This window comes from Brevibacillus sp. MCWH (genome assembly GCF_013096935.1).
GTDB classification, from domain to species: domain Bacteria; phylum Bacillota; class Bacilli; order Brevibacillales; family Brevibacillaceae; genus Brevibacillus; species Brevibacillus aydinogluensis.
In genome coordinates, this window is record NZ_SDLF01000001.1 from 118,944 (window position 1) to 133,982 (window position 15,039).

At 55.9% G+C, this 15,039-nt stretch carries 13 protein-coding genes and 2 riboswitches; of the genes, 11 read left to right on the top strand and 2 right to left on the bottom strand.

Annotated elements, in window-relative coordinates; genetic code table 11:
- Window positions 1-79: 79 nt before the first annotated feature.
- Window positions 80-179, top strand: a riboswitch (purine riboswitch).
- An 88-nt stretch (window positions 180-267) separates the two neighbouring features.
- Entirely contained in the window at window positions 268-1,701 is a 1,434-nt protein-coding gene (locus tag ETC00_RS00560; protein WP_171563983.1) for an NAD(P)/FAD-dependent oxidoreductase, read from the top strand.
- Window positions 1,702-1,907: 206 nt separating this feature from the next.
- On the top strand, window positions 1,908-3,254 hold the full coding sequence (locus ETC00_RS00565; RefSeq protein ID WP_171563984.1) for a sigma-54 interaction domain-containing protein: 1,347 nt from the start codon (window positions 1,908-1,910) through the stop codon (window positions 3,252-3,254).
- A gap of 105 nt (window positions 3,255-3,359) precedes the next feature.
- On the opposite strand, the gene ETC00_RS00570 is transcribed toward ETC00_RS00565, so the two are convergent.
- Entirely contained in the window at window positions 3,360-3,698 is a 339-nt protein-coding gene (locus ETC00_RS00570; protein ID WP_171563985.1) for a winged helix-turn-helix transcriptional regulator, read from the bottom strand.
- Window positions 3,699-3,963: 265 nt separating this feature from the next.
- On the opposite strand from ETC00_RS00570, the gene ETC00_RS00575 reads away from it, so the two are divergent.
- The 7 genes from ETC00_RS00575 to ETC00_RS00605 all read left to right on the top strand — a co-directional run bounded on the left by ETC00_RS00575 (window position 3,964) and on the right by ETC00_RS00605 (window position 11,128).
- A complete protein-coding gene (locus ETC00_RS00575) occupies window positions 3,964-5,190 on the top strand; it encodes an MFS transporter (protein WP_171563986.1) in 1,227 nt (408 codons plus the stop codon).
- A 34-nt stretch (window positions 5,191-5,224) separates the two neighbouring features.
- The gene (locus ETC00_RS00580; protein WP_230077857.1) at window positions 5,225-6,193 is read left to right on the top strand and encodes a TIGR03571 family LLM class oxidoreductase; all 969 of its coding nucleotides are present in this window, start codon (window positions 5,225-5,227) and stop codon (window positions 6,191-6,193) included.
- Between the two features lie 12 nt (window positions 6,194-6,205).
- Window positions 6,206-7,138, top strand: a complete 933-nt coding sequence (locus tag ETC00_RS00585) for an aldo/keto reductase (protein ID WP_171563987.1) — start codon at window positions 6,206-6,208, stop codon at window positions 7,136-7,138.
- A 336-nt stretch (window positions 7,139-7,474) separates the two neighbouring features.
- On the top strand, window positions 7,475-8,164 hold the full coding sequence (locus ETC00_RS00590) for a CoA transferase subunit A (RefSeq protein ID WP_171563988.1): 690 nt from the start codon (window positions 7,475-7,477) through the stop codon (window positions 8,162-8,164).
- A 12-nt stretch (window positions 8,165-8,176) separates the two neighbouring features.
- Complete coding sequence (locus ETC00_RS00595) at window positions 8,177-8,842, top strand: CoA transferase subunit B (protein ID WP_283092152.1); 666 nt, start codon at window positions 8,177-8,179, stop codon at window positions 8,840-8,842.
- Window positions 8,843-8,893: 51 nt separating this feature from the next.
- Window positions 8,894-10,279 carry a GntP family permease gene (locus ETC00_RS00600; protein ID WP_171563990.1) on the top strand — a complete coding sequence of 462 codons (1,386 nt, stop codon included), beginning with the start codon at window positions 8,894-8,896 and terminating at the stop codon, window positions 10,277-10,279.
- 63 nt (window positions 10,280-10,342) lie between these two features.
- Window positions 10,343-11,128 (top strand): 3-hydroxybutyrate dehydrogenase, encoded by a 786-nt coding sequence (locus ETC00_RS00605; protein WP_171563991.1) that lies wholly within the window; start codon window positions 10,343-10,345, stop codon window positions 11,126-11,128.
- 127 nt (window positions 11,129-11,255) lie between these two features.
- On the opposite strand, the gene ETC00_RS00610 is transcribed toward ETC00_RS00605, so the two are convergent.
- Window positions 11,256-11,876 carry a DUF3298 and DUF4163 domain-containing protein gene (locus ETC00_RS00610; RefSeq protein WP_171563992.1) on the bottom strand — a complete coding sequence of 207 codons (621 nt, stop codon included), beginning with the start codon at window positions 11,874-11,876 and terminating at the stop codon, window positions 11,256-11,258.
- Window positions 11,877-12,107: 231 nt separating this feature from the next.
- Between ETC00_RS00610 and ETC00_RS00615 the strand changes: the two genes are divergently transcribed.
- Complete coding sequence (locus ETC00_RS00615; RefSeq protein WP_171564195.1) at window positions 12,108-13,589, top strand: methyl-accepting chemotaxis protein; 1,482 nt, start codon at window positions 12,108-12,110, stop codon at window positions 13,587-13,589.
- Between the two features lie 87 nt (window positions 13,590-13,676).
- A riboswitch (SAM riboswitch) is annotated at window positions 13,677-13,787 on the top strand.
- Between the two features lie 214 nt (window positions 13,788-14,001).
- A complete protein-coding gene (locus ETC00_RS00620; RefSeq protein ID WP_171563993.1) occupies window positions 14,002-15,024 on the top strand; it encodes a BMP family lipoprotein in 1,023 nt (340 codons plus the stop codon).
- Window positions 15,025-15,039 lie beyond the last annotated feature (15 nt).

The following is a 15,039-nucleotide window of genomic DNA, read 5'->3' on the forward strand; positions in this document are numbered from 1 at the left end:
GAAACACGAATAAAATTAACCGAAGTGGTTGACATGATTAACATCGTGCGTTATTATGCAAAGTGTTGTCAAACCGCATACGCATACATTTCGCACGATTCGTATATCCTCAATAATAGGGTTTGGGGGTCTCTACAAGGAACCGTAAATTCCTGGCTACGAATGGGTGTCATTGACATACCCGTTCGTCGGTCAGGATTTTTTTGTGCAGCGGTTCTGCGAACGGGATTCTTCAAGGGATTGTCCGATACGGAGGAGGTTGCGATCATGAACAAATACGATGTCATCATCGTAGGGGCGGGCCCTGCGGGAATTTTCGCCAGCTATGAGTTCACACTGAAGGCGCCGGGCGCCAAAGTGCTGTTGATTGATAAAGGGCACGACATCTACTCCAGGCGTTGCCCGATCCTGGAGGAAAAGATCAAGCTGTGTCCGCCGCCGGCCGGTAAAAAGGAGTACGCCGGCTGTCTGCCCGCCTGCTCCATTACCAGCGGATTTGGCGGAGCGGGTGCATACAGCGACGGGAAATTCAACATTACCACCGAGTTTGGCGGCTGGATGACCGATTACCTCAGTCCGTCCCAGGTGCTGGAACTGATCAAGTACGTGGACCAGATCAACCTGAAGCACGGGGCGACGACGACGATCACCGACCCGACCACGGAGACGATCAAGAGCATCGAGCAGCGCGCGTACGCTGCCGGGTTGAAACTGCTGCGTGCGCAGGTGCGCCATCTGGGCACGGAACAAAACCTGCAGATTCTGCAGTCCATCTACGAGTACCTGAACGAGCGAATCGACATGATGTTCAAGACGGAAGTAGAGGATATCCTGACGGTGAAGGAAGAGGACGGGTATCGCGTCACCGGCGTGGTATTGAAGAACGGGGACGAGTATCACAGCGACCACGTGATCATCGGACCGGGGCGGGACGGTTCCGCCTGGCTGACCAGCATCCTGAAAAAACGCCGCCTGAAAATGTACAACAACCAGGTGGACGTCGGCGTGCGCGTGGAGACGTCCGATGTGGTGATGCGGGAGATCAACGAGCATCTGTACGAGGGAAAATTCATCTTCAACACGTCGGTGGGGACGCGGGTCCGCACGTTCTGCAGCAACCCGTCCGGCCACGTGGTGGTGGAAAACCACAGCGGGGTGATGGCGGCCAACGGCCACTCCTACAAGGATCCGGCGCTCGGCTCCAACAACACCAACTTTGCGCTGCTGGTGTCCCACAAGTTTACCGAGCCGTTTGACAAACCAAACGAGTACGCCCGCGAAATCTGCAAACGGGCCAACGATCTGTCCAACGGCGGCGTCATCGTGCAAAAGTACGGGGACATCCTGCGCGGCCGACGCTCCACGGAAACGCGCATCAAGGAAGGTTTTCTGGAGCCGACCTTGAAAGAGGCGGTGCCGGGCGACCTCGGTCTGGTCCTGCCGTACAACACGATGAAAAGCCTGATCGAAATGGTGGAAGCACTGGACAAGGTAACGCCGGGGATCGCGTCGGAACACACGCTGTTCTACGGGGTGGAGGCGAAGTTTTACTCGGCCCGTCCCAAGCTGACGGTCGAATTTGAGACGGAAATCAAGGGGCTGTTCTGCGGCGGCGACGGTGCGGGCATCACCCGCGGATTGGCCCAGGCCGGTGCGGCCGGCGTGTGGATGGCCCGCAATATCATAAAGCGGCTGTCGTAATCCGTCTGCTGCCTGAGCATCGCAGCGCATTGAGCCTGCCTCGACAAAAACGAGGCAGGCTCTGTTCATTGGGGCCCCGATCAACAGCGGCCGGGGTTTCTCAGAAAAAGGAGTACCTACCTTGCCGTTACCTGCTTTATAATGGCTGGTAGTACACACGTATCGGGAGAAGGGAGGGCTCTTTTACGGAACAGAATCCCTCAACCATGGGCGAACTGCTGGAAGCTGTTTTCGAGTATGCGTATGAAGCCATAGTTGTGACGGATCCAGACGGGAAGATCCTTCTCATGAACCGAAGTTATCGTGAGTTTTTGGGCGTGGACAACGTGGTCGGCCGCCACGTCACCGAGGTGATCGAGAACACGCGGATGCACATCGTGGCGCAGCAGGGCAAGCCTGAAATTGCGGAAATTCATCGAATAAAAGGACAAAACATGATTGCCACCCGCATTCCGATCATGAAGGACGGGAAGGTCATCGCCGCGCTGGGCACCGTGATGTTTCAGGACGTGCAGGAATTGTCGGGATTGGCTGCGGTGGTGGATCAGCTGCGGGACGAGCTGAGCTACTACAAACGGGAGCTGCAGCGGCGGCTGGGGGCGATTTACCACTTTGACGAGATCGTGGAGCGCAGCCCCCGGATGAAAGAGCTGAAAGCTTTTTGCCAGAAGGTGGCGAAGAGCGATTCCACCGTGTTGATCACCGGGGAGAGCGGAACGGGGAAAGAGCTGTTTGCCCACGCCATTCACGCGGGGAGCCGGCGGAAAATGGGGCCGTTTATCCGGGTCAACTGCGCCGCAATTCCCGATACGCTGCTGGAGTCCGAACTGTTTGGATACGAAGAGGGCGCGTTCACCGGGGCGGCGCGCAAAGGGAAAAAAGGAAAGTTTGAATTGGCCAACCACGGCACGATTTTGCTGGACGAGATTGGCGACATGCCGCTGCCGCTGCAGGCAAAATTGCTGCGTGTGCTCCAGGAAAAAGAAGTGGAGCGGGTAGGCGGGGTCCGGCCGATTCCCATCGATGTGCGGGTAATCGCCTGCACCAATCAGGATTTGCCCAGCCGCATTCGCGAGGGGGCATTCCGGGTGGACCTGTACTATCGACTAAACGTGGTGTCCCTGAACATTCCGCCGCTGCGGGAACGGCTGGAGGATCTGCCGGAGCTCGTTTCCACCCTGCTCAAGCAGATCGTCGAGACAACCGGCGTCCACGTGCGGGAGATTGACGATGCGGTGTGGGACGTGCTGCGCAGCCACTCCTGGCCGGGAAACGTGCGGGAACTGCGCAATGTCCTGGAGCGGGCGGTCCATCTGATGGATGGGGACGTGCTGAAAAAGGAGCACATCTGGCTGCCCGGATCGGGAAAGCCTCTCCCTGTTTCACCGGTTCGTCCCTTGAAGGAGACGTTAATCGCGGCGGAAAGGGAGGCGATCATGCGGGCGATGGAGGCGGCTTCCGGAAACAAGCTGGAAGCAGCGAGACTCCTCGGGATCAGCAAGTCCAGCTTCTATCAAAAATGGGAGAAATACAACCGGGACAAATTGGTGTAAGCGGTCCGGACAACGGATACGCACATCTGACGCCCGGCGGAACGATAAGGCAAATTAAAAAGCAGAGGTCGGGAACGCCTGTTTTCCGACACCTCTGCTTTTTTCTTATTTCTTGATGGCTTGTCCCTTTTTGATGTACTCCTCCCCCCATGCGCACAACTGATCCAGGACAGGCTTCAATGTCCACCCGAATTCATTCAGTTCATAGACCACTTTCGGCGGAACCTGGTTGTACACAATGCGGTTGATGACGCCATCTTCCTCCAGTTCGCGGAGCTGCTGAGTCAGCATTTTTTGCGTGATGGCAGGCATGGCTTTTTTCAGTTCGCTCGTGCGCATCGGCCCATGGGTCAAATGGCAGAGAATCACCGTTTTCCACTTGCCGCCGATGACTTCCAATGTCGCTTCTACCGGAATGTTGTACGTTTTTTCCGCCTTTTTCATGCGCTATCACCTCTCCTTGTATCAGCTCAGTTACAATTTGTTGCTTATATTACTGAAAGGTGCCTATAGCACTAAACAGTAACAATGGCACAAAAAAGTACGTACTTTCTATGCTGTCCTATATGTTACATAATACGATATGTCGTTGTCGATAAGAAATCCTGACAACAGACAGGAGGGATGACTCCGGGTTCACTGTTTGTCAGCGTAATACCTATTTTTCCTATCGACATACAATTATTTCAGTTCAAGGAGGTTGCCATTTATGGCTGTACTCAATCATTCTCACGCCAATGGCAACGGGACAAAGCACCATGGTTTCTTTGCCCTGCTTGCGCTGGCAATCAGCGCCTTTGCCATTGGGACAACAGAATTTATCAGCGTGGGCTTGCTTCCATCCATCTCGGAGGATATGCACGTTTCCGTCACCACCGCTGGGCTCACCGTTTCTCTCTATGCCCTGGGAGTGGCGTTTGGCGCCCCGATATTGACGTCCCTGACCTCAGCGATGTCCAGAAAGACGCTGCTGATGTGGATCATGATTGTATTTGTAATCGGGAACAGTATCGCCGCCACTGCCACGAGCTTTGAGATTCTGCTCCTCGCCCGAGTCATTTGCTCCTTTTCCCACGGGGTGTTTATGTCCATCGGTTCAACGATTGCGGCTGATCTGGTGCCGGAGGATCGGCGGGCGAGCGCCATCGCGTTCATGTTCACCGGCCTGACGGTGGCCATGGTGACAGGTGTGCCGTTTGGAACCTTTATCGGGCAAACGTTTGGCTGGCGCTATTCCTTTGCGGGGATTGCCGCGATTGGCCTGCTTGCACTGGTGGCCAACACCATTTTGGTTCCGGCGCGTCTTCGTCAGGGTGCACCCACCACATTCGCGGATCAATGGAAACTGATTACAAACGGCCGCTTGCTTCTTGTCTTCATTATCACGGCGTTGGGTTATGGCGGGACGTTTGTCGTCTTTACGTATCTCTCTGTGATTCTGCAGGAGATTACGGGATTTCAAGCCGGCACGGTAAGCATCATCCTGCTTGTCTACGGGGGCGCGATCGCAATCGGCAACATCATAGGCGGCAAAGCATCCAATCGCAATCCCATCCGATCGCTGTTCTACATGTTTATTATCCAGGCGATTGTGCTGCTGCTGCTGCTGTTTACCGCACCGTACATGGGGGTGGGACTTGTCACGATCATTTTGATGGGACTGTTTGCCTTCATGAACGTTCCGGGACTGCAGTTGTACGTGGTCCAGTTGGCTGAGAAGTACGTGCCGTCTGCAGTTGATGTGGCTTCTGCCATTAATATTGCCGCATTCAATGCTGGCATTGCGATCGGGTCTTACCTGGGTGGCATCGTCACCGATTCACTGGGGCTCCTCCATACTTCTTGGGTAGGTGCCTTGATGGTGGCGGGAGCCGTGGTTCTCTCCCGGTGGAGCATGGTTCTGGAGCGAAGCAGCCGCGTTGATTCCATCGCATGAGAAACGTATGAGAAAGGAGGTGGTGCACTTGGGTATGACGGCATTGAAGAAAATGATTCCGTCGCGGCGCATGACATTTGGCGTTGAGCTTCCCCTGGATACCGACTGGTCACCGGCGGGACTCAAACAAGCGGAACAAGAGGGACGTCCCTTCGGTGTTCCGAACATGGAGCGTCATGCGGAGTATGCCCGATTGGTGGATCGGCTTGGCTTTACATCGATGTGGCTGCGGGATGTGCCCATTTTTGATCCCCATCGTTTTGGCGATGCCGCTCAATTGTTTGACCCCTTTGCGTATTTGGGATATCTCGCTGCCATTACGAATGAGGTCATCCTGGCCACGGGGGCGATTGTGCTCCCGCTGCGCCATCCGTATCATGTCGCCAAAGCCGCTGCCACTGTTGACCAGCTGTCCGGAGGGCGTTTCGTGATGGGGATTGCTACCGGAGACCGCCCGGTGGAGTTTCCGCTGTTCGGGGTGGAAGCTGAGCGGAAAGGGGAAATCTTCCGCCAAAGCGTCCGCATGATCAGGCATGCGTGGAACCGGGATCAGATGTTGGTAGACAACGAGCTCGATCTGCTCCCCAAGCCGGTTCAAGCAACGATCCCGCTCGTCATGGCGGGGCGGGGGACGCAAACACTGGACTGGATCGTTCAGCATCTGGATGCGTGGTTCAACTATCCCCGAGGAATCGCAGCGACTGAACAGCAGATGGCCGAGTGGATCAAAGCGCATGAGGACCATGGCATAACAGAGCGGAAACCGTATATTTCCGCGTATCATCTGGATCTCCACGAGGATCCGGACCACCCGGCAGAGCCGTTTAAGTTCGGGGCCACGATTGGCAGAAACGAACTCATTCGCCATTTGCAAAAGCTTGAGGAGATTGGGGTTGCGCACATCGCGTTTCATTTTCGCCACTCGCAGCGCCCGATTCCGGAAGTCCTGCACGAGTTGGCCGAATACGTACTGCCAGCGTTTCAGCAGCAAACAGCAAAATGAGGAGGAAGAATCATGGAAAAAAGACGATTGGGAGACAGTGAACTGTTTACGTCGGTGATTGGATTTGGCGCCTGGGCCGCTGGAAAAACAGGGTGGGGCGATGTTGAGGAACGGTCGATCGTGGAAGCGATCCAGACCGCGTACGATCTGGGCGTGAACTTCTTTGACACGGCACCTTTCTATGGATACGGTGAATCGGAACGCATCCTGGGAAAAACGCTCAAACCGGTGCGCGACAAGGTCATCATCGCCACGAAGTTTGGTCTTGTCTGGGATGACAAGGGCGGTTTGGTGAAGGATGTCAGCCGCAAAAACATCCTGCGCGAGATTGATGAAAGCCTGAAAAACCTGGACACCGACTACATTGACCTGTATCAGGTGCACTGGCCGGATGACAGGACACCGATCCAGGAAACGATGGAAACGCTGAACGAACTGGTCCAAAGCGGCAAAGTACGTTACATCGGCGTATCCAACTTCTCCATGGAACAAATGGAGGAAGCCCGCAAATACGCTCATGTCGTTTCGCTACAGTCCCAATACAACCTGCTCCAGCGCAGCGTGGAGAAAGCCGAGTATCCGTACGTGGAGCGTGTCGGCATGGGATTCATTCCGTACAGCCCCCTGGCGCAAGGGCTGCTGACAGGGAAGTTCACCAAAGAAACGAAGATTTCCGAACAAGATGTACGGCGTCAGTTTAATCCGCTGTTCAAAGACGGTGAATTTGAAGCAAACGTGGAGAAAGTGGAGAAAATGCGCGCCGTCGCAGATCGTTATGGCAAGCCGCTGGCGCAAGTCGCCGTCAACTGGCTGCTGGCTAAGCCGGCTGTAGCCACGGTCATTACCGGTGCCAAAAACAAGGAGCAGGTGATTGAGAACGTGAAAGCGGCAGAATGGAAGCTGCTTCCTGAAGATGTCGAGGCATTGGCTGGCATGACCAAGTAACGATTCGCAAAAAAATAACGAGAACTGCTTGTGCGAAATGGCTTCTGTGTCCTGCAGAAGCCATTTCGTGTAGTCGCAGAAAACGCAGATGTTGATGCCATCACACTTCCGCCGGGATTGCGTTGTATTTTTTCGAAAGGGCGTTTTCCAAAAACATGGACGACACTTTCCGAAATTTCGGAATGATCCCGCCAATACGAGTGTGTCGGTCACGACCGCGGAACGCGTAGAATCCTGCTTGCGACAAGTTTTTGCAAAAAGTTCGACAGTTTGGCACAATCCCTGCATTAATGATGAAAGCGATTTCATCCATTTGTCTTGGGAGGAGTGCGAAACGTGAGCGTATGTGAATCGATTGAACAGGCCCTGGCTGGCATCACAGACGGGGCGACCATCATGGTGGGCGGTTTTGGCCTGGTCGGCATCCCGGAACATTTGATCATGGGCCTGTACGAAAAAGGGGTGAAGAATCTCACCGTCATCTCGAACAACTGCGGCGTGGATGACTGGGGTCTGGGGATTCTCCTGCGGAACAGGCAGATCAAAAAAATGATTTCGTCCTATGTGGGAGAAAACAAGGAGTTTGAGAGGCAGTTTTTGTCCGGAGAGCTGGAAGTGGAACTGGTTCCCCAAGGGACGCTGGCGGAGCGAATTCGCGCAGGGGGCGCCGGCATTCCGGCCTTTTACACCCCGGCTGGCGTCGGCACCCCCATCCAGGAGGGCAAGGAAGTCCGCACGTTCAACGGCAAGGAATACGTACTGGAAACGGGGCTTCGGGCCGATTTTGCCCTGGTGAAAGCCTGGAAGGGAGATACGCTGGGCAATCTCATCTACAACAAGACAGCCCGCAACTTCAATCCGATCATGGCCGCTGCCGGGGCGATCACCATCGCCGAGGTGGAAGAGTTGGTGGACGTGGGCCAACTGGACCCGGACGCCGTTCATACCCCCAGCATTTACGTGCAGCGGATCATTCGCTGTGAGAACTATCAGAAACGCATCGAAAAACGTACGGTGAGAAGCTAGGAGGGAGCTGTCCTGATGTTAACGCGAGAACAGATTGCCAAAAGGGCCGCGCAGGAAATTGAAAACGGTTTCTACGTCAACCTGGGAATCGGGATTCCCACACTGGTCGCCAACTACATTCCGGCGGACAAACAGGTCGTGCTGCAGTCAGAAAACGGGCTGCTCGGAATCGGACCGTATCCGACGGAAGATGAGGTGGACCCGGACTGCATCAACGCCGGCAAGGAGACGATCACGATGATTCCCGGCGCTTGTCTGTTTGACAGCGCGGAATCGTTCGCGATGATTCGCGGCGGCCACATCGACGTCGCCATCCTGGGCGCGATGGAAGTCTCCGAGCGGGGGGACCTGGCCAACTGGATGATCCCGGGCAAGATGGTCAAGGGAATGGGCGGCGCCATGGACCTGGTGCATGGAGCCAAGAAGATCGTCGTGATCATGGAGCATGTAAACAAGTACGGCGAGCCGAAAATCCTGAAAAACTGCCGCCTGCCGCTGACCGGCAAAGAGGTGGTTCACCGCATCATTACGGATCGTGCCGTCCTTGACGTCACGCCGCAGGGGTTGGAACTGGTAGAGGTAGTTGAAGGCTATTCCCCGGCTGATATTCAAGCGTGTACCGAGCCTGAGCTGATTGTCTCCCCCAATCTGCGCGTCCTGTCATCCGCTGCGTTGTAACGTAGCGGACGGGACTCGGCTTTTGGGTGAGGGGCAGGAAAGGAGAATGGTATGGTTATCGAAGTGTTGGCGATTCTCGTCTCGTTGGGACTCTTGATGTTTTTTGCCTACCGCGGCTATCCCGTCATCGTGTTTGCGCCGATATTTACCCTGTTGGCCGCTGTTCTGTCGGGACTTGCGCTGATGCCCAGCTACACGGAGACGTTCATGACCAACGCCGCCAACTATGTAAAGTCGTTCTTTCCCGTCTTCCTGTTGGGCGCGATCTTTGGCAAGGTGATGGAAATGAACGGAGCGGCCGCATCCATCGCCCAGTCGATCGTCAAGGCGCTCGGTTCCAATCGGGCGATTCTGGCTGTCGTGCTGGCCTGCAGCATTTTGACCTATGGCGGCGTCTCGCTGTTCGTCGTGGCGTTTGCGGTGTACCCGTTTGCCGCCGCCATTTTTCGCGAGGCCAACATCCCCAAACGGCTGATTCCGGGCGCGATTGCCCTCGGCGCGTTTACCTACACGATGGATGCGCTTCCCGGTACGCCGCAGATTCAGAACATCATCCCCACCAACTATTTTGGGACCGATGCGTACGCCGCTCCGCTGGTCGGGATCATCGGTGCCGTCATGGTCTTTAGCGGCGGCCTCTTCTGGCTGGAGCGCAGGCGCAAACAGGCAGCCGCAGCCGGCGAGGGATACGGAGAAGGCCACATCAACGAACCGGAGCTCAACCGGGAGCAAACCTACATGAACATTTGGCTGGCCGTGCTCCCGTTGGTGCTGGTCCTGGTGTCCAACTACCTGTTCAGCAGAGGGTTTCTGAGCGTGGAGACGTGGTACGACCCGCAGCTTTTGAAGGACAACTACAACATTGACAAGGTGAAGAACGTCGCCTCCTCCTGGGCGCTGATCATCGCCTTGAGCATCGGCATCCTGGCTGCGGTGCTGATCAATCTGAACCAGGTGAAAACCAAGCTCGCCTCCGGTTTGACCACCGCCGCGATGGGGGCTCTGCTGGCCATTTTCAACACGGCGTCCGAGGTGGGATTCGGCAACGTGGTTAAAACGCTGCCCGGTTTCAAGCTGATTCAAGAATGGATTCTCGGGGTCAGCAGCCATCCACTGGTTTCCGAAGCCGTGGCCGTCAACGTGCTCGCGGGGATTACCGGTTCGGCGTCTGGCGGCATGTCCATTGCGCTGGAAGTGATGGGAAAACAGTACCTGGAGCTGGCGCAGGCGGCCGGCATCAGTCCGGAGCTTCTGCACCGGATCGCCTCGATGGCTTCCGGCGGGATGGATACCTTGCCGCATAACGGAGCCGTCATTACCCTGCTGGCAATCACGGGGCTGACGCACCGCCAGTCCTACAAGGACATTTTTGCGATCACTGTGTTGAAGACGCTGACTGTCTTTATTCTGGCAATCGCCGCTTCGCTTTTCGTCTAGGTCCATCCTGCAACCGGGGCGAAGTCGTTTTGGGTACCAATTGGTAAGAAGGAGTGTGTCATCGTGAACAAGCTGCTGGAAGGAAAAGTCGCACTGGTCACCGGTGCAGCAAGCGGGATCGGATATGAAATCGCCCGGACGTTTGCCCGGGAAGGAGCCAAGGTGCTGCTGCTGGACCTCAACCGGGAGGCCGTGGAAAAAGCGGCCGAGCAGCTCAGGGGCGAAGGGGGGGAAGCCCTGGGAGCAGGCTGTGACGTGACGGATGAAGGCCAGCTCAAGGCGAGCATTGAGAAGAGCGTGGAGACGTTTGGCCGGCTGGACATCCTGGTCAACAATGCGGGGATGCAGTTTGTGTCGCCGATCGAGGATTTCCCGACCGACACATTTGAGAAGCTGCTCTCCATCATGCTCACGGCGCCGTTTATCGCCATCAAGCACGCCTTTCCCGTCATGAAGCGTCAGGGACATGGGCGGATCATCAACATGGCCTCGATCAACGGACTGATCGGGTTTGCCGGGAAAGCGGCCTACAACAGCGCCAAGCACGGGGTGATCGGCCTGACCAAAGTGGCCGCTCTTGAGGGAGCCGCCCACGGCATCACTGTGAACGCGCTGTGTCCGGGGTACGTGGACACGCCGCTTGTGCAAAATCAGTTGGCCGATCTGGCAAAGACCCGCAGCGTCCCGCTGGAACGCGTGATGGAAGAAGTCATATATCCGCTCGTCCCGCAGCGGCGGCTGCTGTCTGTGCAGGAAATTGCCGAATATGCCGTCTTTCTGGCAAGTGACAAGGCCAGGGGGGTGACGGGGCAGGCCGTGGTAATTGACGGCGGGTATACGGCACAGTAAGACCGCTCGCCTTCCCGTCTGCTGCCGTCTCCACACCCGGGCCCCGGGTCCCGGGTGCCAGGCAATCATTCAGGCTGTCGACATCGTCGGCAGCCTGGTTGTTTTCCCGGAGAAAAAGCCACGCACGCTACGAGTTGGTCGCCATGATGCTGAGCGGCCCCGTTTCGCTGATAATCGGCTCCAGGTCGAACACCGAGATGGGAAACATGGGGAAGCCCACGTAATACGGCGTGATCTCGTACAGTTGAAAATAGATGACGAGCGCCTTGTCGGCCACGTAGAAATCCTGGTCGGGTCTGATCGCCTTGAACGGCTCCAGGGTGGGAATATGCCGATTGGCGATCTGTGTTTTGATGTTGTCTGACAGCACCTTGACATAGTCGCTGCCCGGTTTGAACAGGTCCCGCAGGGAAAAGACTTGCCCGGTCTGCACATCTGCTGTGAGCGACATCATATAGGTCATGCCGTGGGCCATCGGAGGCGTGTAGGCGTAGTTGTTCAGGGTGACGCTGAAGATGCCTCGCTGATTGTTTTTGATTTCGTAGCTTCCCTGCATTTCCGTCGTTCCCGGCACCTGGCTTTCATGCTGCTGGTTGATCAAATCCTGCACGTACCGCGACAAGGTTTGGTTGATGTTCTGTTCGGCCTGTCGATTGGCCAAACCGGCCACCTGCGGGTAATAAATGGTTACGTTCGGGCGGCTGATCGTGCGGGTCAGCACGGTGGTCGGCAGTTGATTCATTTCCATGGCGTTCCCGTTCCCTTCTTGAGAAATGTGATCCTGCTTTAGCCTATTCGTCAGAGGGGCCAAATGGTCATGGCAAACCGCGTTTCTGATTCGGCGGAACTACGGGCGCGTTAGAACTTTTTTCACATGTTCTCCATGATCCCAATAGAACTTGGAAGATTTTTCAGGATATAATGACAAAAGAATGTTGTATTCACCATAGCAGTAAAGGAGGAAATTATGCTTCAGACCATGTTTCAGTTGGTCCGCAACACCTTGACCAACAAAGAGGGCTTCATGATTTTTATTCTCTGGAATCATCTGTGGCTGGCCGGAATCATCGCGTATCAGGAAGACGTGAACTTCTGGAAGCTGACATCACTGGGCCTGCTGATGACACTGATTGTTTCACCGTACTACTTCATCCGCAAAGGCAGTTACGTGATTCGCTACCTGGTCGCGATCGGCTTTATGTATTACTCCATCGCATTCGACCACTTTACGTCTTATCCGGAGACGGCGTTTATTTCCTTTATCGTGCTCGGCTTCCTCGCGGCCTATCTGGACTGGAAGCTGGTCGTCTTCGCCGGGATTGTCCAGATCGCGGCAACATTTGTCGGGTTTTACACCGGTTTCTACGACATGTTCGATGAAGGTCGGACAGAAGTGAATCTGATCCTGCACCTCGTGTCTGTCGCATTGATGATCGTCGGCTTGACCTACCTGTGTCTGGCCGGACAAGCCTCGCTGAACAAAGCGGAGACGGCGAGGCGGGAAGCAGAGGAAAAAGAACAGCGGCTGGCGGAGCTTTTGGGCCACATCCGCATGGTGACGGAACAGTTGGACCGCACGTCGGAGCACGTGCATGAGCACGCGGAGACGACCAAGCGGAATACGGACGAGATGATGGTTGCGTTCCGCGAAGTGGCCACGGGGATGGAGGCGCAGGCCAACTCCACGGTGAAGATCGAGGAGGAAGTCCAGTCGATCGACCACGAGATCGTGGCGGTCAACGAACAGGCCAACGCGATGAAGGCGGAGGCCGATCAGAACAACCGCCGCCTCACCGAGAGCATCGGCATGATGAACGAGCTGTCGCATCAGATGGAGCAGATCGTGCAGGCGGTCAATGTGGCCTCGTCCACCATCCGCGAGCTGAATCGGCAGGCCAACCGGGTGGAGGAGATCGTGCAGACGATCAACCAGATTGCGACCCAGACCAACCTGCTGGCGCTCAACGCGGCGATCGAATCGGCCCGGGCCGGGGAACACGGACGCGGCTTTGCCGTGGTGGCCGACGAGGTGCGAAAACTGGCCGAACAAAGCGCTACCGCTACCCAGGAGATTGCCGAAATCCTGCAGTCGCTGCACAAGGAGAGCGAAAACGCCGTGCGCCACATGAGCAACGGGGAATCGTCGGTGGCCAAGGGACAGGAGCTGGCCGTCCAGACTGTCACCTCGATCGAGACGGTTCGGGCCGGAATGGAATCGTTCCTGCAGGCCGTCGAGCACGTGCGCTCCAGCATGGACAGGGTAAAGCTGCGCTCCGGTGAAGTGGCCGCCGAGATGTCGACGATTACGGCTGTGACGGAACAATCGGTGGCCAATCTGGAAGAGCTGTTTGCCACGGCGGAAAATCAGCATCAAAAGGTGCGGGAAATCACGGAAGAACTGGGCGAACTGAACGCGCTGTCGCGCAGATTGCAGCAGTCGTTTCGAGACCAACAAACATAATGTTTTGAAATGACAAAAAAATCATTTGCAATGTGAGAACCTTTTGCTAGAATTAGAGACATTACAACTGGATAGCGGATTCACCTTACCTTATCAAGAGAGGCGGAGGGACTGGCCCGATGAAGCCCGGCAACCACTGTACCCCGGTACAGAAAGGTGCCAATTCCTGCAAAACCCTCGGGTTTTGACAGATGAGGAAGAGGTTGGCGCAACTTGGCAAACTCTTCCTCTAGGAAGAGTTTTTTTCATACCATCATCAGGTGCGCCTTCCTGGGAAAAGGGGGAATATATCGAACGTTTATGGTGTATGTTTAATAAAATATTCGTGTTTTGCCTTGAAACTTTCGAAAAAAACCCGTAAATTACCGGTATGGGAGTTAAAAAACTTTTTTACTAGATAGGAGAGAACAGCATGAAAAAGTACCTGTTGGCATTGACGACGTTTGCCGTACTGTTGGCCGGATGTGCGGCGGGAGGCGGTGCACCGGAGGGACAAGCCGGCGGCCATGAAGGCGGCGAGAAGAAGCGGGTCGCGCTGATCTTGCCGGAGAAGATCGGGGTCAACCCGTTTTTCCAGCAGATGGACGAGGGTGCCAAGAAAGCGGCGCAGGAATTTGGTGTCGACGTCAAAACCATCGAGTCGACCGACCATTTCGCCATCGAGGAGAACATCCGCGCGGCCGTGGCCGAGCAATACGATTTGATCATTACGTCGTCGTTTGAATCGGAGGATGCGCTGAAAAAAGTGGCGGCGGAAAACCCGGACCGCGTGTTTGCCATCATCGATACTGTCGTGGACTTGCCCAATGTCAGCAGCGTGGTATTTCGCGAACATGAAGCCTCCTATCTGATGGGAGCAGCTGCCGGCCTGGCGACCAAGACCAACAAGGTGGGGATCGTCGCGGCGATGGACATTCCGCTTTTGAAAAAGTGGACGGTCGGCTTCCAGGAGGGACTGAAGGCGACCAATCCGAACGCAGAGGTCTTCGTCAACTACGTCGGCAGCTTTAATGACCCGGCGAAAGCCAAGGAGCTGGCCCTGCTGCAGGCAAACAAGGGAGCAGACTTTGTCTACGGAGCTGCTGCTGTCGGCGACCTTGGCGTGTTTGAAGCAGCCAAGGAAAAGGGCTTCTACACCTCCGGCCAGGACGTCGACCGCACCGGCATCGATCCGGAACACATCGTCCTGTCCCAGTTGAAAGGGACCGACACGGCCGCCTATGAAACGGTAAAGGCGTTTGTAAACGGCAGCTTGAAACCGGGCGTGCAGACGTACGGCCTGAAGGAAGACGGCGTCGGCGTCACCTACGTCACGCGCGAAAGCGAGACGCCGCTGCATCCGTTCATCGGTGAGGAGGTCATCAACAAGGTGAAAGCGATCAGGGATGAGATCGTGGCGGGTACGCGCAAGGTGCCTGATCCGCTGCAGCAGTAAACGAGACGGCGACCG

What these genes read in the sequence shown, in the direction of transcription:
- ETC00_RS00560 (WP_171563983.1), top strand. Translation starts at nt 268, where the DNA reads ATGAACAAATACGATGTCATCATCGTAGGGGCGGGCCCTGCGGGAATT.
- ETC00_RS00565 (WP_171563984.1), top strand. Translation starts at nt 1,908, where the DNA reads ATGGGCGAACTGCTGGAAGCTGTTTTCGAGTATGCGTATGAAGCCATA.
- ETC00_RS00570 (WP_171563985.1), bottom strand. Translation starts at nt 3,698, where the DNA reads ATGAAAAAGGCGGAAAAAACGTACAACATTCCGGTAGAAGCGACATTG.
- ETC00_RS00575 (WP_171563986.1), top strand. Translation starts at nt 3,964, where the DNA reads ATGGCTGTACTCAATCATTCTCACGCCAATGGCAACGGGACAAAGCAC.
- ETC00_RS00580 (WP_230077857.1), top strand. Translation starts at nt 5,225, where the DNA reads ATGACGGCATTGAAGAAAATGATTCCGTCGCGGCGCATGACATTTGGC.
- ETC00_RS00585 (WP_171563987.1), top strand. Translation starts at nt 6,206, where the DNA reads ATGGAAAAAAGACGATTGGGAGACAGTGAACTGTTTACGTCGGTGATT.
- ETC00_RS00600 (WP_171563990.1), top strand. Translation starts at nt 8,894, where the DNA reads ATGGTTATCGAAGTGTTGGCGATTCTCGTCTCGTTGGGACTCTTGATG.
- ETC00_RS00610 (WP_171563992.1), bottom strand. Translation starts at nt 11,876, where the DNA reads ATGGAAATGAATCAACTGCCGACCACCGTGCTGACCCGCACGATCAGC.
- ETC00_RS00615 (WP_171564195.1), top strand. Translation starts at nt 12,108, where the DNA reads ATGTTTCAGTTGGTCCGCAACACCTTGACCAACAAAGAGGGCTTCATG.
- ETC00_RS00620 (WP_171563993.1), top strand. Translation starts at nt 14,002, where the DNA reads ATGAAAAAGTACCTGTTGGCATTGACGACGTTTGCCGTACTGTTGGCC.